Annotated in this window: 18 protein-coding genes, 2 tRNA genes and 1 other RNA gene; 20 read left to right on the top strand and 1 reads right to left on the bottom strand. The window is 30.0% G+C overall.

Annotation, left to right across the window (positions count from 1 at the left end; all coding sequences use genetic code 11):
• Position 1: 1 nt before the first annotated feature.
• Genes coaD through rnc form a run of 4 tightly spaced genes read left to right on the top strand, consistent with a single transcriptional unit; the run spans position 2 to position 1,735 of the window.
• Positions 2–499 (top strand): pantetheine-phosphate adenylyltransferase, encoded by a 498-nt coding sequence (gene coaD / locus bhDAH_RS03565; protein ID WP_012422451.1) that lies wholly within the window; start codon positions 2–4, stop codon positions 497–499.
• 51 nt (positions 500–550) lie between these two features.
• Positions 551–733, top strand: coding sequence for a 50S ribosomal protein L32 (gene rpmF / locus bhDAH_RS03570; RefSeq protein WP_012422452.1), 183 nt, complete (start codon positions 551–553; stop codon positions 731–733).
• A gap of 22 nt (positions 734–755) precedes the next feature.
• On the top strand, positions 756–998 hold the full coding sequence (gene acpP / locus bhDAH_RS03575) for an acyl carrier protein (RefSeq protein ID WP_025400008.1): 243 nt from the start codon (positions 756–758) through the stop codon (positions 996–998).
• A 5-nt stretch (positions 999–1,003) separates the two neighbouring features.
• Positions 1,004–1,735 carry a ribonuclease III gene (rnc, locus tag bhDAH_RS03580; protein WP_012422454.1) on the top strand — a complete coding sequence of 244 codons (732 nt, stop codon included), beginning with the start codon at positions 1,004–1,006 and terminating at the stop codon, positions 1,733–1,735.
• Here rnc and bhDAH_RS03585 read toward each other — a convergent pair.
• Positions 1,713–2,930, bottom strand: coding sequence for a CCA tRNA nucleotidyltransferase (locus tag bhDAH_RS03585; protein WP_012422455.1), 1,218 nt, complete (start codon positions 2,928–2,930; stop codon positions 1,713–1,715). The two genes, rnc and bhDAH_RS03585, sit on opposite strands and share 23 nt — an antisense overlap.
• 125 nt (positions 2,931–3,055) lie before the next feature.
• On the opposite strand from bhDAH_RS03585, the gene bhDAH_RS03590 reads away from it, so the two are divergent.
• The 16 genes from bhDAH_RS03590 (at position 3,056) to thrS (ending at position 19,874) form a co-directional block, all read left to right on the top strand.
• Complete coding sequence (locus bhDAH_RS03590; RefSeq protein WP_043924489.1) at positions 3,056–4,822, top strand: hypothetical protein; 1,767 nt, start codon at positions 3,056–3,058, stop codon at positions 4,820–4,822.
• A 6-nt stretch (positions 4,823–4,828) separates the two neighbouring features.
• Positions 4,829–5,152, top strand: coding sequence for a hypothetical protein (locus bhDAH_RS03595; RefSeq protein WP_043924490.1), 324 nt, complete (start codon positions 4,829–4,831; stop codon positions 5,150–5,152).
• Between the two features lie 65 nt (positions 5,153–5,217).
• Positions 5,218–5,291, top strand: a tRNA-Thr gene (locus bhDAH_RS03600).
• A 4-nt stretch (positions 5,292–5,295) separates the two neighbouring features.
• A tRNA-Tyr gene (locus bhDAH_RS03605) sits at positions 5,296–5,377 on the top strand.
• A 237-nt stretch (positions 5,378–5,614) separates the two neighbouring features.
• Entirely contained in the window at positions 5,615–6,649 is a 1,035-nt protein-coding gene (gene mltG, locus bhDAH_RS03610) for an endolytic transglycosylase MltG (protein WP_012422458.1), read from the top strand.
• A 6-nt stretch (positions 6,650–6,655) separates the two neighbouring features.
• Entirely contained in the window at positions 6,656–8,437 is a 1,782-nt protein-coding gene (dnaG, locus tag bhDAH_RS03615; RefSeq protein WP_012422459.1) for a DNA primase, read from the top strand.
• On the top strand, positions 8,430–10,322 hold the full coding sequence (gene rpoD, locus bhDAH_RS03620; RefSeq protein ID WP_012422460.1) for an RNA polymerase sigma factor RpoD: 1,893 nt from the start codon (positions 8,430–8,432) through the stop codon (positions 10,320–10,322). The genes dnaG and rpoD overlap by 8 nt, the downstream gene beginning before the upstream one ends.
• Before the next feature lie 12 nt (positions 10,323–10,334).
• Positions 10,335–11,093 (top strand): zinc ribbon domain-containing protein, encoded by a 759-nt coding sequence (locus bhDAH_RS03625; protein ID WP_012422461.1) that lies wholly within the window; start codon positions 10,335–10,337, stop codon positions 11,091–11,093.
• A gap of 17 nt (positions 11,094–11,110) precedes the next feature.
• An RNA gene (rnpB, locus tag bhDAH_RS03630) (RNase P RNA component class A) lies at positions 11,111–11,457 on the top strand.
• A 20-nt stretch (positions 11,458–11,477) separates the two neighbouring features.
• The gene (locus bhDAH_RS03635; RefSeq protein ID WP_012422462.1) at positions 11,478–12,452 is read left to right on the top strand and encodes a tetratricopeptide repeat protein; all 975 of its coding nucleotides are present in this window, start codon (positions 11,478–11,480) and stop codon (positions 12,450–12,452) included.
• A gap of 12 nt (positions 12,453–12,464) precedes the next feature.
• Entirely contained in the window at positions 12,465–13,514 is a 1,050-nt protein-coding gene (locus tag bhDAH_RS03640) for a rod shape-determining protein (protein ID WP_012422463.1), read from the top strand.
• 2 nt (positions 13,515–13,516) lie between these two features.
• The gene (gene mreC / locus bhDAH_RS03645) at positions 13,517–14,362 is read left to right on the top strand and encodes a rod shape-determining protein MreC (protein ID WP_012422464.1); all 846 of its coding nucleotides are present in this window, start codon (positions 13,517–13,519) and stop codon (positions 14,360–14,362) included.
• Positions 14,359–14,841 (top strand): hypothetical protein, encoded by a 483-nt coding sequence (locus tag bhDAH_RS03650; RefSeq protein ID WP_012422465.1) that lies wholly within the window; start codon positions 14,359–14,361, stop codon positions 14,839–14,841. The genes mreC and bhDAH_RS03650 overlap by 4 nt, the downstream gene beginning before the upstream one ends.
• Positions 14,842–16,644 carry a penicillin-binding protein 2 gene (mrdA, locus tag bhDAH_RS03655; RefSeq protein WP_012422466.1) on the top strand — a complete coding sequence of 601 codons (1,803 nt, stop codon included), beginning with the start codon at positions 14,842–14,844 and terminating at the stop codon, positions 16,642–16,644. It begins immediately after the preceding gene.
• A 5-nt stretch (positions 16,645–16,649) separates the two neighbouring features.
• Positions 16,650–17,969 (top strand): rod shape-determining protein RodA, encoded by a 1,320-nt coding sequence (rodA, locus tag bhDAH_RS03660; protein WP_012422467.1) that lies wholly within the window; start codon positions 16,650–16,652, stop codon positions 17,967–17,969.
• A 153-nt stretch (positions 17,970–18,122) separates the two neighbouring features.
• On the top strand, positions 18,123–19,874 hold the full coding sequence (thrS, locus tag bhDAH_RS03665) for a threonine--tRNA ligase (protein ID WP_012422468.1): 1,752 nt from the start codon (positions 18,123–18,125) through the stop codon (positions 19,872–19,874).
• Position 19,875: the final 1 nt, after the last annotated feature.

Here is a 19,875-nt window from a genome sequence, read left to right on the forward strand (position 1 = left end):
TATGAGAGTAGCATTATTTCCTGGTTCATTCGATCCTGTTACTTGGGGACATATTGATTTAGTGAAGAGAGCATCATTAATTTTTGATAAGGTTATTGTTCTTGTTGCTAATAATAGTGCTAAGAATTATTTGCTTAGTGATGTTGAGAGATATGAGCTTACTTTTGAGGTTATTGCGTCTTTAGGATGGTCAAAAATTTTTGTGGATAGGTATGATGGGATTATTTTGGATTATGCTTTAAAGAATGATATTGGTTTTATTGTTAGAGGAGTTAGAGCTTTTCATGATTTTGAATTTGAATTTGAAAGGTATGTTGTTAATAACAAGCTTAGTCCTTTAGTAGACACAATATTTTTACCAAGTAGTGATAGATATCTGTTTGTAAGGTCAGATCTTGTTAAAGAATTGATAAAGAATAAAAATTTTGATCTCTCAAGTTTTATTCCAGAGTTAGTGCAAAAAAAGTTGAAATCTAAATTTATTGACAAATTATCTTAATAATATATATATTATTAAGATATGTTTGTTTATGTTTAAGGAGGCAAAAAGATGGCTGTTCCAAAATTTAAGCCTTCAAAGTCTAGAAGTAGGACGAGGCGCAGTATAAATATGAGGAAAAAAATACCTCAACTTCAAGAGTGTTCAAATTGTGGTTACCTTGTAATAAGGCACAGAGTATGTTTAAAGTGTGGCTATTATAAGAATATTCAATATTTAGAATTAGGATTGTAGTTTGAACGAGGAATGTTTGTTTATGGATCAAAGTGAGATTTTTAAAAAAGTTAGGTCTATCATATCCGAGCAGCTTGATAAAAAGGAAGATGAAATTACTATGGAGTCTAGGTTTGTTGAGGATCTTGGTGCAGACAGTCTTGATATTTATGAACTTTTATATTTACTTGAGGAAGCATTTGATGATAAGATCCCAGAAAATGAGGCTAGTGAATTTGAGACTATAGGTGATGTTGTTGCTTTTATTGAGAAAAAAAAGGGTTAGATATAATGGGTTCTGCTATAGTGAAGTTGGATGTGGATCGGAGAAGAAAGTTAGATGAGTTCTTAATGGGTTTACATATTGATTTTAATGATATTGATTTGTTAAATATGTCTTTAAGTCATTCATCATATGCAAATGAATTTGATCAAAAATATGCTAATAATGAGAGATTAGAGTTTTTAGGAGACTCTGTTCTTAATCTTATTATTACAGATTATTTGTATAAATTTTATCCTGAAAAGAGCGAAGGTGAACTTAGCAAGGCCAGATCTTATATTGTTAGTGAAGAGTCTCTCTCTAGTATTGCCCGGGAACTTAACCTTGGTAACTATATTTTGCTTGGTAGGGGCGAGGAGAATAATGATGGCCGCAATAAAAAGGGTATTATTGCAGATGCTATTGAGGCTTTTGTTGGTGCACTTTATCTTGATGGTGGGTTTTTAAAAGCCTCAGCTTTCGTGGTAGAGCTTTTTGAAGTTCACATAAGGTTGATGTTTAATCGTGGTGACTTTAAAGATTATAAAAGCCTTCTGCAGGAATATGTTCAAAAGAAATATAAGATTTCGCCAAATTATAGGTTGGCTAAAGAGTTAGGTCCTGATCATAATAAAATTTTTTGTGTTGAACTTTATGTTAATGATAAATTTATATCTAATGGCAAAGGAAAATCTAAAAAAGAGGCTGAAATGATAGCAGCTGAAATGGCACTTAAGACTATTGCAAATATTGATCTTTAATTTTTTTAATTAAGATCTCTTTTTTGTTTAATTTGGGATTAGTTAGTACTTCTCTTAATAGATAGTTGAGGATTTCTCCAATGTTTTTGTTGTCTGTTAACTTAAGGTCTTTGATGTCGTTGCCATTGATTTTCAGTTCTTTTAAAGATAAGGGATCGTTTAGTAACTTTTTGCTTTTTATTTTATTCATTATAAACTTAAGCTTATTATCCCTTCCTTTAAGGGCTTTATATATGTCAAGTATTTCCTTGTAGTTTTCTCTGGTGGCTTTGCTTAGTAAAATTCTAACATCATGTAATTTTTTAATTCTTAGAGTGTTAATTTCATTAATAATGGTTTTATAGAATAATATTAATTTGATATCTTTATTTGAAAATCTAAGTAATTCTAACTTTTCTCTTAAACATCTTATATCTTTTTTGCTTGTAAAGATAACTATTGCTTTTAAATAAAATTTGTTTCTGTTTAAGAGGGTAATTTTATTTTTTAATTTTTTGTTTATTTCTGTATTGAAAAAATATCTGAAGAAATTTATTTTTTGCAGATAATGAATTCCCTTTCTTGGGTTTTTTCCTTCTAGAAGTTTAATAAATTCATTATTTATTCTTTCTTTTGATAGAAGCAGGATATTTGCTTTTTTATATTTCATGGAGATTAATGTATTTTGATCAATTGTAAAGTCAAGCGTGGATGCGAATCTTGCGGCTCTTAGTATTCTAAGAGCATCTTCTTCAAATCTTTTGTTTGGTTCACCTATACATTTTATTATTTTTTTATTAAGGTCTTGTTTGCCATTATAGTAGTCTATTATTTCACAGTTAAGTATATTCATTGCGATTGAGTTTATTGTAAAATCTCTTCTTTGAAGATCTTCATTTAAGCTTTTTGTAAATTTTACTTCTTTAGGAGATCTTTTATTTTCGTAGTCTATGTCTATTCTGTAAGTTGTAACTTCAAAAATTTTTTTGTTAAAAATTATGCTTATTGTGCCATGCTTCATACCTGTTTGTATATTATTTGGAAATAGTCGCATTATTTCTTTCGGAGTTGCATTTGTTGTGAAGTCAAAATCATCAGGTATTTTTTTAAGAAGTAAGTCTCTTAAAGCGCCTCCTACTAGGAAAAATTCATAGTTATTATTATTAAAGATTTTACTAATTTTCATTATATCTTTAGTATTAGTGCCTATATTCATATAGAAATATATTATAGTTGAAATACTATTTTTTTTAAGGTTAAAATATAGTTTTAGTTTATTCTTAAAATATCATAAAATAATATTTGTTTGATTTGTATTTAAACATTTATAAATGGGGTTTTATGAACAAGAGTAATGTTAATATATATGATTCTATTGGTGAACTTTCAAAAGATTCAAGGGCTAAATTGATAAGGGAAATTAAAAAGAATCTGAGTCTGAATTCTTCAGTGTTGTCTGAAAATAATTCTAATTACTTAAATTCAGATTCTACCGTGCAGATTGATGATTTTCTATCTAAAAAATTCATGGAAGAGTCACTTTGGATAAAGATATGGGTATATATCTTAAGTTTTTTTCAAAAAGATAAGACTAAGGAGGATATTTATAAGATGCATCTTCTAAAAAACTTAGAAGGTCATATTAATAGTATGTACAAAAATCCTGTCATAAATTTTAAAAAAGGGTATTTACGTGTGGGTTTTGTAGAAATGTTTTTTGAACTTTATTGTTATTTAATAGAGCTTAAAGGGTATTTTAAGATGTTAGAGACAGGTAATATTGTTGAACAAGCAATGTTTGAAGTTATTCAAAGTAAGATTCCTAATTCCCAGTGCAGACTAGAAGATTTTTTAGCACTTGAAGAGCATGAACAATTCTTAAGAAAAGATAAAAGTCAAAATGAGTTAGAAGCAATTATTAGAATAAAAATTAGTAATTATATTAATTCCATTCCTTCACAAACTTATACAGTCGTAGAGGATATGTTTGAATTTTTCTATGTTTTAAATGGTATTGCATTTTTTCCTTACAAGTCTTTTTTGTCTTTCTTTAATGTTGAGCTTTTAGATGATGTGGATAATTTCGATGTTGCCGATCTTGATGGGACAGTTAGCATCAGTTTTGAGAGTGTTGATAAGTATTTTAGGTGTTTTTTTGAGCTTTTGCATACATTAAGAGATATTGAAATAAATGAAGAAGTTTTAAAAATTATTGTTAAAAATTATTTTTTAATAATAAAATCAGACGAGAATGGTATTTTAAGCGAAGAGAATCTTTTAGGAATTGATTCTATGTTTAAAAGCATTTTGGGTATTATGATAAAAATCATCAGCTTTTCAAAAACTTTGCCTTATTTAGATGTTTTTAAAATTTATTATGAAAATCCAGTTTTAAAGCCTAAGAAGTATGTTCCTTGTTTTGATGTAAAAAGTTTTTATGAAAATGTTTTATTTTTAAATGTTAGTGGGCAGCTTGTTAAAAACTATTCTAAGTCTTTAACAGTGCTTTTGAATAAAGAACTTAAAGACTTAATTAAAAATTATAGCGTTATTATGAATTTAGATAATATAATTTTTAAAGGAATGGGACTTGAATATTCAAATCTTAAAAAGCTTTATTTTCTCAATGAATTCTTTAAATACGTTTATGATGTAAAAATGATGGAAATATTAAGGACCGTGAACAATGTAGTCCTTGTAAATAATACTGACTTGAGAAGTTTGTATATTAAGCTTGAGAGAGATATTAGTGTTTTAAGAAAAGAAGTTTATGATTTGTATTTTGAACTTAATTATAAAAATGAGGAGTATGAGAAATATAATGAAGATTATAATATTGATGATTCTTATAAGGATAAGATTTTGGAATGGTACTTGAGAGAGATTGAGACTGTTAAAAGGCTAGTTTTTAATTTTATGAGTTATTTCATTGATCTTAGGGGGAAATATATTGCTCTTTTAGAAAATAATAATGCTTTTATACAAAGCGCTCTTAATCTTTCCCATAAATTGTCCACAGATGATAATGTGAAGATCAGCTTAAGTTATGTTATTGATAATATATTATTTATAATTAAACAAGCTCTTTTTATACTTGAAAATTTATAGGTTATGATGAAGAACTCTGATGCAAGTGATTTAAGGTTATTTTCAATTCTTATTAGAGTTTTAGTAATAATTTTATTTCTTAATTCTGTACTTAGTTTATTTATGTTTTTAGCTGGTGCTTATAATGTTTTTATGCATTCTTTTCAAAAATTTTCACTTGAATTTACGATTGTATTAAGTGCTGTTGCCTTTGGGCTTGAGGTTACTAGATTAATATTTTTTTATCTGTTTGGAGGAAAGAGGATTAAACGTTATACCATTTTGGTTTTTAGTTTTATTATTTGTTTTTGTGCTTTTTTTATAAAAATTTTTCTTTCTCTTGAAATATGATTTATTTTGATCTTGCTATTGACTAATATATTTTATTTTTATAAACTAACCATTAGCTTTATTATGCCGACTTAGCTCAGCTGGCTAGAGCAGCGGTCTTGTAAACCGCAGGTCGTCGGTTCGAGTCCGACAGTCGGCTTTTAGGGGCGGTACCGAAGTGGTTAACCGGGGCAGACTGTAAATCTGTTGGCGTTGCCTACGTGGGTTCGAATCCCACCCTCCCCAACTTGAAACTGTAATTTAGCTAGATATCTTGTGAGGTTTGATTTTTTGTTTGATCATTTAAGATATAATCTGATTGTTGAGCTTGTTATGCTTTTTAAATATTTTGGCATCTATTGTAATGAAATTTTAATTAATATTTGTAAGTTGTGTTTTCAGGGCTAATATGCTTTTTGTGTCTTATTTGATTAAAGGCATGGAAGTGTGGTTTTCTTTTTTTAAAAGAGATTTTAAGTTCTTATGGCAATAAAAAAAATTTTTATTTTCCTTTTTGTGTTATTTATTGTTTTCTCTGTTTTAGTATTTTTTTTGTATTTTTTAAATTCTTCTCCTTTAAAGTCTGACTTGGTATATGAGTTTGAAGTTCAAAAGGGATGGGGGGTTAAAAAAATTGCTTTGGAACTTAATAAGAAAGGACTCATTAGATCCCACAAGTTATTGATAGCTATTTCTTATCTTTTTGGTAGTGATAAAAGTTTTAGGGAAGGCAAATATTTAATCAATGGTAATTGTTCAACTTTTGATGTGTATAGAGAATTTTTGAAGGGTAGACCTATACTTCCTATTAATATTACCATACCCGAAGGGTATACTGGCCGAAGAATAGCTTTAAAGCTTAATGAATCAGGAATTATTAGTGATGTGCAGAGTTTTGTTGATTTGATAAATGACGTCAAATTTATTGGTGAACTTGGACTTAGTTATGATTCTCTTGAAGGATTTTTATTCCCAGATACTTATAAATTTTATAAGGGTATGGATATGAAGGAAATAATTCGAATTTTTGTTGGTAATTTTTTTAGCAAACTTGGTTTTATTGGCATAGATCATAAATCTTATTCTAGTGAAGAACTTTATAATAAAGTGATCATTGCTTCTATTGTTGAACGTGAATATCGAGTTAAGAGCGAGGCACCAATAATGGCATCTGTTTTTTATAATAGGATAAAGTCTAATATGGCATTACAATCTTGCGCTACAATTGAGTATATTATTACTGAAGAACTAAGGAAGCCACATCCTTCAAGAATTTATTTTTCAGATTTAGAGATTAATTCTGCATATAATACTTATATTAATAAAGGTTATCCTCCAGGTCCAATTTCTAACGCTGGGATTGTATCTTTAAAGGCGGCCTTTTTTCCAAATAACACAAATTATTTGTTTTTTGTTATAAAAGATCCTAAGATTGGTATTCATAAATTTTCTTCAGCTTATAATGACCATCTCTTAGCTGCAAATAGTTATATTCGTAATTTTATTACTAAGGATTAAAGAAGTATGGAATATGCTAAGGTTATAGATTTAATTAAACAAAGAGTAGATATTGTAGGTTTAATAGGCGAGCGTGTTAGATTGGTTAAAGCAGGAGCGTCTTATAAGGGGCTTTGTCCTTTTCATGCTGAGAAGACACCTTCTTTTTCTATAACCCCTTCTCAGGGACTTTTTTATTGTTTTGGATGTAGAAGGGGAGGAGATGTCATTAAATTTTTGATGGATATTGAAAAGCTTGATTATAATGATGCTGTTAAGTCTTTGTGCAGTAGGATAGGTATTGCATATGACGAGATTAAGAAAACCACGGGATTTAAGAATAAAACTCAGGATAAGGCATTAATTTCAAAAATATATGATTTGAACGCTAGATTGGTTAAGACTTTTTTATTTTTTTTAAATAATAATCAAGACAATCAAGGGGTTTTGAATTATATTTTGAAAGAGCGGGGGATATCCAAAGAGGTTATTAATTTATTTAATATTGGTTATTTGCGATGCGATGTTCCAGGTAAGTTAGGTTTTTATGATTTTTTAGTTTTAAAAGGATATTCCGATGAGCTTTTGAGTAAGAGTGGTTTGTTTGCAAAACAAAATCGAAGATTTTCAATTTTATCTGGAAGATTGATTTTTCCAATCAGAGATTTTAAAGGAAATGTAGTAGGATTTGGAGGTAGAGATTTAGGTAAAAATAATGGACCTAAATATATTAATTCAAGTGAAACAGAGGTCTTTAAAAAGAGGGAATTGCTTTATGGGTTTTATGAAGGCTTTTCTGTAATTAGGGAAAGTAAATCTGTGATCTTAACAGAAGGGTATATAGATGTTCTTTCCTTTTTTACAGCTGGTGTAAAGTTTGCTGTTTCTACACTTGGTACATCTTTTTCAAGGGAGCATCTTGCTTTAATTAGGAGACATGCAGATAAAATAATGCTGTGCTTTGATGATGATGCTGCTGGGCTTGCAGCTACCTTTAAGGCTTATCAGATTTGTTTACCGTTTAATGTTGATGTGAGTGTGATTAGGATGAAATACGGGGCTGATCCTGCAGATGTTTTAAAAAACAAAGGTGCTTCTGTCTTAAAGAATATGATTAATGATAATTGTGAGGCTTTTGAATATCTTTTGGAAAAATATTCAGCTAAATATGATTTAAATAAAACAACAGATTTAAATGGCATGATTAATTTGTTTATAACTTTGATAAGTTTGTCAAGTACTAATACGCAGCGAGATCTTCTCTTAGAAAAGCTTGAGAGTAGAGTGGGCATTAAGTTAGAAACCTTAAGAAAAGATTACTATAGCATGAGAGAGAGGAGTGCAATTGCGAGTTATAAGAAGAATACATCTTCTTATGAGATAAATACCTATGAGAGATATTTATTAGTTGCCTTATTGAAAGACTTTAATTATTTTACTATAATAAGGCGTAATATTAGTGATAGTGACTTGTATGATGTTGATGTGAAAAGAATTTTTGTGTGCTTTGAGAAGCTATTTGAGAATAATAAAGGTTTTTCATTGCTTAATTTAAGAGAATTATTAAAAAATAAACATAGTGTTAGTGAAGTTTTTTTTGAAAATATGCTACGAGTAGAGTTTGAAGTGGATGATGAGATGGTTAAGCAAATTTTGTTTGCAATTAAGAAAAGAAAAGTGGAGAATCGAATTTTAGTATTTAAAGAAATGAGCAGAGATAATTTTTCAATAGATGCTAAGGCCCAAATAAGAGAATTGATGTTTTTAAATATGCAAAGAGAAAACCTGAGGATATATTTGAATGAATAGTGTAGAGAATAAAGACTTGCAGGCTTTTAAGAAGAAGAATTCAAAAGCAATAAAGGCTATCTTAAGTTATTTGGGAGACAAAAAGGTAATTACTTTTGAGGACTTATCCACCTTTTTATCAGGGGATATGTTGGAACCTGAAAATATTGATTATATGTATGGAGTTCTTGAGAATGAGGGGATAAGTTTAATTAATGAAAAGATGGAGTCAGCTATATGTAGCATTGATGAATTTGATGAAGCAAGTAAACTTGATAGTCAGTGTATGATATTAGATGATTCTGTTCAGAGTGATGATGAGCTTGATGATAAATTAGATGAATTTGAGGATGAGACTTTAGACAAGGAAGATTTTAGTTCAGGGTATATTAAGAGTGGTTTATTAAAAGATAGTAATTCTGAAGATCCGATAAGACTTTACTTGAAGGAAATAGGGAAAGAATTCCTATTAACTGGAAATCAAGAGGTTGAGCTTGCAAAGCAGATGGATTCTGGTGAGAGCATAATTGAGAATATTCTTAAAAATGAAGGACTCGTTATAGAGAATTATTATAATTTAGTTAATGCCATTTATTCAAGAGTAGATAAAGAAGAGTTTTTTAAAAAAGAAAAGGAAAGAGAAAAAGATAATAATTTTGATTATTATAACAAAAAAAAAAGGATCACTTCCTTTTATAAAGCTTCATTAAAATCGTTTCAGGATCGTTTGGTAAAATATATTGAAAAGAAGCATAGATTATATGAGCTTGGAGAAGATATTTTTGAAGAGAGTATTAATAATGAGAGACTTCATATAAAAGAAATGCTTAAGTCTGTTCCTCTATATCAAGAGGAGTTGCGCATTTTTTCAGATGATTATATTGATTCTGCTAGCAAAATAAAGGATTTAAAGAGACAACAAAAGTCCATATTGGATAGATTAAAGATAGATAAAGTACGAAATCTTAGAATTCTTGGGAGAGATTTAGCTATTCCTGAGAGACGGGAGAGGATAGAGCAATCTTTAAATATTCGAGAAGATCTAATTAAAGAGCAAATTACAGAAGCTCAACTTGCTCAAAAGGAGCTTGAGAGAATTGAGATGTATTATGAATATCCAATGGATAAGATAATAAGCATGTCGGAAGAAATCCTTAAGGGCAAGCAGATGATGCAGCATGCAAAAGATCAGTTAATTAAGGCTAATTTAAGACTTGTGGTAAGTATTGCCAAAAAGTATGCTAATAGAGGATTGCATTTTTTTGATCTTGTTCAAGAAGGTAATATTGGTCTAATTAAGGCAGTTGAAAAATTTGAATATAAGCGAGGCTTTAAGTTTTCTACTTATGCTACTTGGTGGATTCGTCAAGCAATAACAAGATCAATCTCAGATCAAGCACGTACCATTCGTGTGCCTGTGCATATGATTGAGCAGATAAATAGACTAAATAGAGAGACAAGATATTTGATTCAAGTGTTAGGTAAAGACCCAACAGATGAGGAGTTATCAGCTAGACTTGGGTGGGATCTTAAAAAGGTAAAAACTGTAAAAAATGTTTCAAGAGAGCCCGTTTCACTTGAAACACCAATTGGAGAAGAGGAAGATTCTGTTCTTAGTGATTTTATTGAGGATAAAGCTATAAAAAATCCAGCAAAGCATACATCTTTTGTGGTTTTACAAGATCAAATAAGATCAGTTCTTGGCACTCTTCCAGAAAGAGAACAAGAAGTTGTTAAGATGAGATTTGGTCTTGAAGATGGATATTCTTTAACCCTTGAAGAGGTTGGACTGCATTTTAATGTTACAAGAGAGAGAATTAGACAGATTGAATCTAAGGCTTTAAGGCGACTTAAAAATCCTAAGAAAACTCAAAAACTTAAAGATTATTTAGAAGATTTAAATTGAATAGGAGGCTTCATGGAAAGTAATATCGATATATTGAAGAATCTTGAATGTATATATAAAGCTAAATTTGAGCTTGAGGAAAGGCAAAAAAATATTCCTAAATATTTGCAAACAAAGAAGGCTCAAATTGATGGACTTATTGAGACTCTTGCTGAATTACAGTTCAAGTTTAAAGAGTATCAAAAAGAAGATTCATCTTTAAAATTAGATATTCAAGACATTAATGTGAGGAAGAGTAAGGCAGAAGAGAAAATTGATAGTATTAAAACTCAAAGGGAATATGAGGCTCTTGAGAAGGAATTGCAGACTATTATCGATGATGAGGTTGCTATTAGAAAGAAAATGACGCATATTACTGGACTTAAGACAAAAGTAGATAGGGAAATAGCAGATATTAAGAGTAAGCTTGAGATTGAGCAGGATATTTATGCTACTGAGAGTAGTGCTCTTGAAAATGAGCTTTTAGAAATTGTAAAAAAGCTTGATTCTATACGAAGTGAAGAGGAAAAATATGCTTCTCGAATGGACGAGGATTTTTTGTTTAAATTTCAAAGAATTATTAGAAATAAATCTAATGGGGTTGTACCTTTGATTGAAAATGTTTGCAAGGGTTGTCATATGATACTTCCTGTTGAGTTTGCAAATAAGGTAAGGCGTGAACCGGATGATATTAAATTTTGTCCTTATTGTAGTAGAATACTCTATTATCAAGATAGATTTGAAGTTGGTTTAGAAATGGTTCCTGGTGGTTTGGCAGATCTGATAGAATAAGGGGTTTTTATATTTAAGTTGATATCCAGTCATCGCTTAATATGCTGCATTGAAGTATTTTAAGAGGAAAGTCCGAGCTCCAATAAGAGTATAATGCTAGGTAATGCCTAGGAGTTTAAAACTTAAGAGAGTGTCACAGAAAATTACCGCCTTAGGGTAAGGGTGAAAAGGTGAGGTAAGAGCTCACCGCTTATTTAGTGATAAATAAGGTCAAGATAAACCTCATTAGGAGCAAAATCAAATAAGCAAGCTTCCTTAGCTCTTGAGGGTATGCTTGCGGGTGGATTGCATGATTTTTTCAGTGATGAAAAAACAAGATAGATGATGACATAATACAGAACTCGGCTTATGGATATCAACTTAAATTTTTTGTAGAGAGTTTTTATGGGAATCAATTATTTAAAATGTACTTTTTATTTGATTATAAGTTTATCACTTTTATTTTTTATTTTTTATTTTTTGTCTTATTTTAAGACCTTTTCCAATTCTTATTTAAAGGCAGGACCTACTGAAGTAAATTTACTTGTGCTTTGGGATAATAAAGAATATAAAGAAATAATAGATTATGCTGAGAATGGTCTTAAAGAAAACAAGTTTGACTTTAATCTAAATTTGCTTCTTGGATTTTCATATTTTTATTATTCCTTAATGTTGAATGATAGTTATTTAAAAAATCAATTTTTAGATAATGCAATAGAAAGATTGCGGTTTTTAATGTCGATTAATGATGATGTTCCTATGAGTTCGCTTTATTATATTTTGGGCAAAGCTTATTCTCATAAGGGCGAGTATTATAGCGATCTTTCTGTTAAATATTTAAATAAAGCTTTATATTCAAGTAGTTTTGACTTTATGAGTGTAAAAGATGATATTTATGAGTATTTAGGATATTCTTATCAGCTTTTAAAAGACTATAATTCTAGCTTAAAGTTTTTTGAAAAAGCTTATAAAGAGAATAAATCTGATCTTGTTCTTTGGAGTTTGGCATATGTTAATTATAAGACGGGAAACATTGATAAGAGCGTTGAATATATAAATAAATTTTTTATACCTTTAGATGAAGATAATGAATCATTAAGAGATGAGAAAAGTGATGATAATTTAATGCAAAAGGTATATTTATTGTACGGAGATATTTATTTTGAGAGGGATGCTTATGAGGATGCTTTTAATTGCTATGATAAAGTCCTTAAAATTAATAGTTTAAATCCTAATGTTTATGTTAAAATAGGAGACATATATAGGAAAAGAGATAAAGATTATCCTAAGGCTAGGAAATATTGGAGAGAAGCATTAAGTATTAATCCTTATTTAGAAGAAGCAAGGGAGAGGCTTAAAATTAGTTTAGAGGATTTTTAGGGGGAGTTTGAATTGAATATTTTTAAATCTTTTTTGATAGATATTGGTATTGATCTTGGCACATGCAACACTTTAGTTTACATCAAAGATTATGGTGTGGTGATGAGTGAGCCTTCAGTAGTTGCTATTGATGTTAGTAAGAGTAATAGGGTGGTAGCTGTTGGGCGAAATGCAAAGAAGATGCTTTGGAAAACACCGGAAAACATTAAGGCAGTAAGACCTCTTCGTGATGGTGTTATTGCTGACATTGAAAATACAGAAAAAATGATTAAATATTTTATAAGTCAGATTTTTTCTAAAAAGAAATTATTTTTTAAACCTAGAATGGTAATAGGGGTACCAACTTGTATTACAGAAGTTGAGAGGAGAGCTGTAAAAGAGAGCGCAATGAATGCTGGTGCTCGTGAAGTTAAGGTTATTGAAGAATCCCTTGCAGCTGCTATTGGCTCTGATATTCCCATTTTTGAACCAACAGGTCATATGGTATGTGATATTGGAGGAGGAACTACTGAAATATCAGTTATTTCTCTTGGTGGTATGGTAGTAAGTAGAGCTATTAGAACGGGTGGAGATGAGTTTGATGAGAGCATCATTAAATATATGAGAAATGCTCATAATATTATTATTGGACAGCAAACAGCAGAAAAATTGAAAATTAAGATCGGTAATGTTTATCCAGATACTCATAATTTGAAGGTAGAGACAATAGATATTAAGGGAACAGATGCTGTTACAGGTCTTCCTAGAAAGCAGATTATTGATTCTATGGAAGTACGAGAGTCTCTGCAAGAACCTATTAGTATTGTTGTTGATGAGGTTAAGCGAACTCTTGGAGCAACTCCTCCAGAGCTTGCAACAGATATTGTTGAGCGTGGCATTATATTAACAGGAGGTGGAGCTCTTCTTAAAGGCCTTAATAGGCTTTTATCAAAAGAGACTGGAGTTCCAGTTTACGTTGCGGATAATCCTCTTTTATCTGTGGCTGTTGGAGCTGGTTTGTTTTATGATTATGCTAATAGAATAGATATTAGTAAAAATATATATAGTTTTATTAATGAGTAAATATGAAGTTTCTTGTTAATTTCAAGAATTTTATTAAGGTATTTAGTGTATTAATATTTGCTGTTATTATTATGATTTATGATTCGAGTGATTCTAAGAAGAACAAGAGAGATGATTTTTTTATTTTTACTTTAAATTCATATATTCAACGGAATATGTATGAATTTTTTAATTTTATTTCTAGTATTTTTAAAGCGATAAATGAATACAAAGATTATGGTGAGACGATAGAAGCTTATAAGAAAAGAATACAGCAGCTTGAGATAGTGATTCAGAATGTGCAAGTCTTAAGACAAGAAAATGCTAGGCTTAAAGAGCAGCTTGGATTTTATTCAGCACATTCTAATGATTTTATTTCAGCTGAAATAATTTACTTGAATTATGCAAATGTTTCATCTTTAATGGCAATTAATAAAGGCTATAATGATGGTGTTCAAAAAGACATGATAGCTGTTGCTTATCAGGATGGATTTAGTGGTCTTGTTGGCAAAGTTGTTAAAGTTTATGCAGATACTGCAAGAGTTTTACCTTTAACGAGTTATGAAAATTTTGTTTCTGCAAGAATTCAAAATAGCAAATTCATTGGTCTTGTTGAGGGTAAGGGATATGGTGAGGCTCTTGAGATGAATTATGTTAATAAATTGGCTGAGAATGCTTTAAAGATAGGAGATTCTGTTGTTACTGCTGGATTTAGTGATTATCCTAGTGGAATTTATATAGGACAAATTACTAATTTTGATGTTCTTGAATATAATTCTCTTTTAAATATTAAAATAGAACCCATAATAGTTTTGGATAAGTTGGAATATGTTTTTTTGATTAAGGGTAATCAAAGGGTAGAGAAGTGATATCTTTTATACTCTATTATATCGTTAGCATATTTTGGGGACAAATTTTTCAGTATTATTGTGATATTAGTTTTTCTTTTTCAATAGATATATTTTTAATTATCTTAATTTTTAATTCTTTAAATTTTGTTTTTAATGTAGGCTTGATCTCAAGTATTTTGCATGGTCTTATTATGGAATATTTCAATGGATTACCACTTGGATTTTTTGTTTTTAATTATGTTTTGATATTTTATCTCCTTGAAAAAGTAAAAATGATTGTTCCAAAGAGCATGTTTAGTATAACATTATTTTTTATTTTTTCAAAATTTGTTATTTGGTTTGTGGCAATGACTTTTGCGGATTTTATTGATCTTAAAGGATTCAATTATTCAATATTTGATCTTAATCTTGTCATAAATATAGTATTTTTAAATTTTTTATATCCGATTTTAAATTATTGCACGAAAAGTCTTTATACTATTAAAGAGGAATATTAAATGAAAGTTATTTTGAGCGGCAGGTATAAGTTTGGGCTGTTACTTTTATCTTTCGTTTTTTTTTCTTATCTTTTTACTTTATTTAAAATGCAGATTGGGAAACACTTGTTGTATGATAGAGAAGCAACGGTTCTTTTATCTAGGGTTGAGAAAATCAAGGCTTCAAGGGGTGAAATTCTAGATTCAAATTTTAATGTTCTTGCGAATAATCTTACGGCATTTGTTTTAAAAATTAGTTTGGAACAATATTACGGCATGTCTCTTGAGGATAGGGACGGAATGTTAAATTTTTTGTCAAGTATTCTAGGTATTGAAAGAGAACTTATTCTCTCTAAAATTGAGGCTACTAGAGGGTATTTGAAAGATGTAGAAATAGTTGAACTTAGTCCAGAAATGTTGTTTAGAGTTGCTGAGAAGAGAAGTTATTATCCTGCACTTTTATGGACATATTCTTTTAAAAGAAATTATTTGGTGGATGATTCTCATTCCCATCCTATTGGGTATGTTGGTAGGATTAATCAAAGGGAACTTCGTTCTTTTTATAATGTTCAAGGGTATGATAATAATTCTACAATAGGAAAATTAGGCATTGAACAAGTTTATGATAGTTATATTAGAGGGAAGGAAGGTTTAATTAGGTATAAGGTAGATTCTAGAGAGAGAAAAATGGATAGTGGTTCTATTATAGAGCGTATGATTCCTGGTAATAATATTGTTTTAAATATTAATAAGGATATTCAACTGCTTGCTAAGAATACTTTAGGTAAGAGATACGGAACTATAGTAGTATTAAAACCCGCAACAGGAAGTGTGTTAGCACTTCATAGTTATCCTTACTATTCAATGAATGATGTTTATAATAAGCATTCTAAGGAAGATTATTCTTTTCTCAATAGGGCAATACAATCAGTTTATCCTCCCGCATCTATTTTTAAATTGGTTATGACTACGGCGTTATTAGAAGAAAAGGTCCTTGATAAGGGTAAAAAAATTCATTGCCCGGGCTATTTTAGAGTGGGGAATAGAGTTTTTCATTGTTGGCAACGTGGTGGTCATGGTTATGTCGATTTAGAACATGCTGTTGCTCATTCATGTAATGTTTATTTTTATATATTGGGACTTAAGTACCTTGGTATTGAGAAGATTTTTAAGTATGCAAAAGAGTATGGATTTGGAGAGAAAACTGGGATTGATTTGCCAAATGAGGTTTCTGGCATTCTTCCAAATCCAGAATGGAAGAAAAAAACTTTTAATCAACCTTGGGTAGGTGGTGATACTGTAAATTGTTCAATAGGCCAAGGTTTTTTAAGTGCTACTTCTATTCAGATTGCTAATATGATAGCTATGATTGCAAATGAAGGTGTCATTTATAAACCAAGAATTGTTAGTAAGATTTTAAATGGAACTACTAATGAAGTTATTCTTGAAAATGTTCCTGAAATTCTTAAGAAAACAGATATTATTAGTAGAAATACGTTTAAGGTTTTAAAAAAATATATGAGAAATGTCATAACTTATGGTACTGCTAGAAATTCAGTTCTCACAAAAGCTGTTGCTGTTGTAGGAAAGACAGGTACAGGTCAAACTGGTGTTACTGGACTTGAGAATAGTTCTTTTGTTAGTCTTGCTCCTTATAATGCCCCACCTAGTGAACAAATTATTATTTTTAGTTTGGTTGAAGGGAGAAGTAACACAGATAATATGTGGTCTGCTAAATCCGTAGATTTAATGATGCAAGGGATTTTTACTAATCAGAGTTATGAGGATATTCTTAGAGAATATAGACCATGGTATATTAGGTAAGGTAAATGGCTGTTTTTAGAAAAAGTTATGATAGTTTGGCATTATTTAGTTTGGTTATGATATCTTTTATTGGAGTTTTGCTTATATATTCTAGTGATTATACTTCTAATGGCTCTCTAATGAAAATTGAATATCTCAAACAAATCGTATGGGTTCTTGGTGGATTTTTTGTAATTTTGATAATAGGAAGGTATGATCTTAAGATCATACATGGCGTGATCTATCCTTTATATTTTTTATTGGTTGCATCTTTGATTTTTACTGCTATTTTTGGTGTTAGTGTTAATGGGGCTAGATCTTGGATTGGAATTTGGAAATTAGGTGGACAACCTTCGGAGTTTGGTAAGATTATTAGTATTCTGACTCTTGCTAAATTCTACAGTAGTAAGAATGAGTATCATAATTTTTTTGTTTTTGTTTTTGCTTTTATGTTAATTTTTCCTATTATTTTGCTTGTGTTTTTGCAGCCCGATTTTGGTACTGCTGTGGTTTACTTGAATATGTTTATATTTATTTCCTTTTTTGCTGGTGTAGATATACACTATATTTTGTATTTTGCTTTAACGGGATTCTTTTCGTTTCTTTTTGTAGTCTTGCCGGTTTGGTATGAATATAAGGCTGATATGGGAAATGTGTTATATTTGATTTTTTCTAATAATTTTTATTTTCAAGTAGCTTTTTTAGTATTAATTTTGGTGTTCTTATCTTCTGCTATAGGCTTTTTTGTGTCAAAGTATAATTTAAATGTTAGAGTTATTTACTTTTATATCTCATTTATAAGTTCAATTTTATTAATTTCAGCTTTTTTTTCTAAATTTCTATCAAAATTCATGAAACCTTACCAAATTAAAAGATTTTTGGTTTTCTTAGATCCAAATATTGATCTTAAAGGAGCTGGATGGAATTTAAATCAGGTAAAGATTGCTATTGGTTCTGGAGGTATTTTCGGTAAGGGATTTTTAAAAGGTCCTTATACTCATGCAAATTATGTTCCATCTCAGAGTACGGATTTTATTTTTTCAATCCTTGCTGAAGAATTTGGTTTTGTGGGAGTTAGTGTGGTTTTAATATTATTTTTCTTTATTTTTTTTAAGATTTTAATCTTAATGAATAAAAGTAAGGATAGATATATGTCTTTGGTGCTTGCTGGTGTACTAGGTCTTTTGTTTTTTCATACCTCTTTTAATATTGGCATGTCTTTAGGGCTTTTGCCAATTACAGGTATTCCCCTGCCTTTTTTATCTTATGGTGGTTCTTCTACTATTACTTTCTTTTTTGCTATGGCTCTTTATTTTAATATTGAATCTATAGTAACTATGGATTAAAAATTTTATTTGTTGGTTCTTATTGTTTTGCCTGTTTTTTTAGTAAATTTTTTTGTATATTTTATTGAGAAGATTTATTGTTTGTCTATAACTGTGATTGGAGCTTAAATTTATTATAATAATTAATATTTAGAATCTTAGTAAGGGGTTTTTATGAGTGAAAAATTAGATAGAGAGAGTATTCTTTATAAGAAGAGACATTCAATCGCACATGTTATGGCAGAAGCTGTGCTTGAGTTATTTCCAAATACTAAGATTGCTATAGGGCCTCCGATTAAAGATGGATTTTATTATGATTTTGATTTTGAAAAACATATTACAGAAGATGATCTTTTGTTAATAGAACAGAAAATGAGAGAAATACTAAAAACAGGGAGTCCTTTTGTAAAGGAAGTGATAACTAAAGAACAGGCTTTAATGCTTTTCAAAGATGAACCTTATAAAATGGATTTAATTCGCGGACTTGCGATTACAGATGAGATTTCAATATATAAAAGTCATAATTTTACTGATCTTTGTAAAGGTCCTCATGTTGATAATATGGGTAAAATTGATCCAAAGGCATTTAAGTTAACTAGTATTGCTGGTGCTTATTGGCGTGGCGATGAGAAAAATAAGATGCTTACTCGTATTTATGGAACTTTATGGAATAATGAAAAAGATTTAAAAGCGTACCTTAAATTACGAGAAGAGATAAAAAGGCGAGACCATAGAAAACTTGGTCGTGAACTTGATTTGTTTTCTGTTCATGAAGACATAGGGCCTGGTCTTATATTTTTTCATCCAAATGGTGCTAGAATAAGAGCTATAATAGAAGATTTTTGGAGAGAAGAGCATTTTAAAAATGGTTATGATGTACTCTTTACTCCTCATATTGGTAAGTCTTGTCTTTGGGAGACTTCTGGGCATTTAGATTTTTATAAAGAAAGTATGTTTGAGAAAATGGAGATGGATAAAAGTAATTATTATGTTAAGCCTATGAATTGTCCATTTCATATTGCGATTTATAATACCGGCAAGCATTCTTATAGAGATTTGCCGTTTAGGTGGGCTGAACTTGGTACTGTGTATCGTTATGAGAAGATTGGCGCTCTTCATGGTACTATGCGTGTTAGAGGATTTACTCAAGATGATGCACACATTATATGTGCTTATGAGCAAGTTAAGTCTGAAGTTCAAGAGGTTTTAAGATTTGCTCTTTATATGTGGAATCAATTTGGATTTGCTGATTTAAAGGCATATCTCTCGACAAAGCCAGAAAAAGCTGTAGGGGATAAGGATGATTGGGAAATGTCTGTAAAAGTTTTAGAGGAAGCTTTGATTGATCTAAATATTGCTTATGATATTGATGAGGGAGGCGGGGCTTTTTATGGGCCTAAAATTGATCTTAAAATAATTGATTCTCTTGGGAGAGAATGGCAGATGAGCACAATTCAATTTGATTTTAATCTTCCTGAAAGATTTAAGATGACTTATACAGCAGAGGATGGTAAAGAAAAGCGGCCTTTTATGATTCATAGAGCCCTTCTTGGTTCTATTGAGAGATTTTTTGGAATTTTGGTAGAACATTATGGCGGAGCGTTTCCTGTGTGGTTGGCGCCTCTTCAAGTTATAATTATTCCTGTAAACAATGTTGTAGAAGAATATGCATTAGAGATATTATCTTTGTTTAAAAATGAAGGGATTAGAATAAAGCTTGATAATGATTGCAATATGAGGATGAATGCAAAAATTAGACAATATCAATCCAAAAAAGTTCCCTATATGTTTATTATAGGAGAAAAAGAGGTAGTAGAGGGAAAAATTTCGATTAGAACCAGGACAAATGATCAGATTAATGGACTTGAACTTAAAGAAGCACTTGAATTTGTGAGACTAAAGGTAAAGAATAAGGAGATTTTATAAA

Origin of the sequence: Borrelia hermsii DAH (assembly GCF_023035675.1) — a bacterium.
Taxonomy (GTDB): Bacteria; Spirochaetota; Spirochaetia; order Borreliales; family Borreliaceae; genus Borrelia; species Borrelia hermsii.

What these genes read in the sequence shown, in the direction of transcription:
- dnaG (WP_012422459.1), top strand. Translation starts at nt 6,656, where the DNA reads ATGGAATATGCTAAGGTTATAGATTTAATTAAACAAAGAGTAGATATT.
- mreC (WP_012422464.1), top strand. Translation starts at nt 13,517, where the DNA reads ATGAAGTTTCTTGTTAATTTCAAGAATTTTATTAAGGTATTTAGTGTA.
- mrdA (WP_012422466.1), top strand. Translation starts at nt 14,842, where the DNA reads ATGAAAGTTATTTTGAGCGGCAGGTATAAGTTTGGGCTGTTACTTTTA.
- mltG (WP_012422458.1), top strand. Translation starts at nt 5,615, where the DNA reads ATGGCAATAAAAAAAATTTTTATTTTCCTTTTTGTGTTATTTATTGTT.
- bhDAH_RS03595 (WP_043924490.1), top strand. Translation starts at nt 4,829, where the DNA reads ATGAAGAACTCTGATGCAAGTGATTTAAGGTTATTTTCAATTCTTATT.
- coaD (WP_012422451.1), top strand. Translation starts at nt 2, where the DNA reads ATGAGAGTAGCATTATTTCCTGGTTCATTCGATCCTGTTACTTGGGGA.
- bhDAH_RS03585 (WP_012422455.1), bottom strand. Translation starts at nt 2,930, where the DNA reads ATGAATATAGGCACTAATACTAAAGATATAATGAAAATTAGTAAAATC.
- bhDAH_RS03590 (WP_043924489.1), top strand. Translation starts at nt 3,056, where the DNA reads ATGAACAAGAGTAATGTTAATATATATGATTCTATTGGTGAACTTTCA.
- bhDAH_RS03635 (WP_012422462.1), top strand. Translation starts at nt 11,478, where the DNA reads ATGGGAATCAATTATTTAAAATGTACTTTTTATTTGATTATAAGTTTA.
- acpP (WP_025400008.1), top strand. Translation starts at nt 756, where the DNA reads ATGGATCAAAGTGAGATTTTTAAAAAAGTTAGGTCTATCATATCCGAG.
- rpoD (WP_012422460.1), top strand. Translation starts at nt 8,430, where the DNA reads ATGAATAGTGTAGAGAATAAAGACTTGCAGGCTTTTAAGAAGAAGAAT.
- bhDAH_RS03625 (WP_012422461.1), top strand. Translation starts at nt 10,335, where the DNA reads ATGGAAAGTAATATCGATATATTGAAGAATCTTGAATGTATATATAAA.
- rodA (WP_012422467.1), top strand. Translation starts at nt 16,650, where the DNA reads ATGGCTGTTTTTAGAAAAAGTTATGATAGTTTGGCATTATTTAGTTTG.
- rpmF (WP_012422452.1), top strand. Translation starts at nt 551, where the DNA reads ATGGCTGTTCCAAAATTTAAGCCTTCAAAGTCTAGAAGTAGGACGAGG.
- rnc (WP_012422454.1), top strand. Translation starts at nt 1,004, where the DNA reads ATGGGTTCTGCTATAGTGAAGTTGGATGTGGATCGGAGAAGAAAGTTA.
- thrS (WP_012422468.1), top strand. Translation starts at nt 18,123, where the DNA reads ATGAGTGAAAAATTAGATAGAGAGAGTATTCTTTATAAGAAGAGACAT.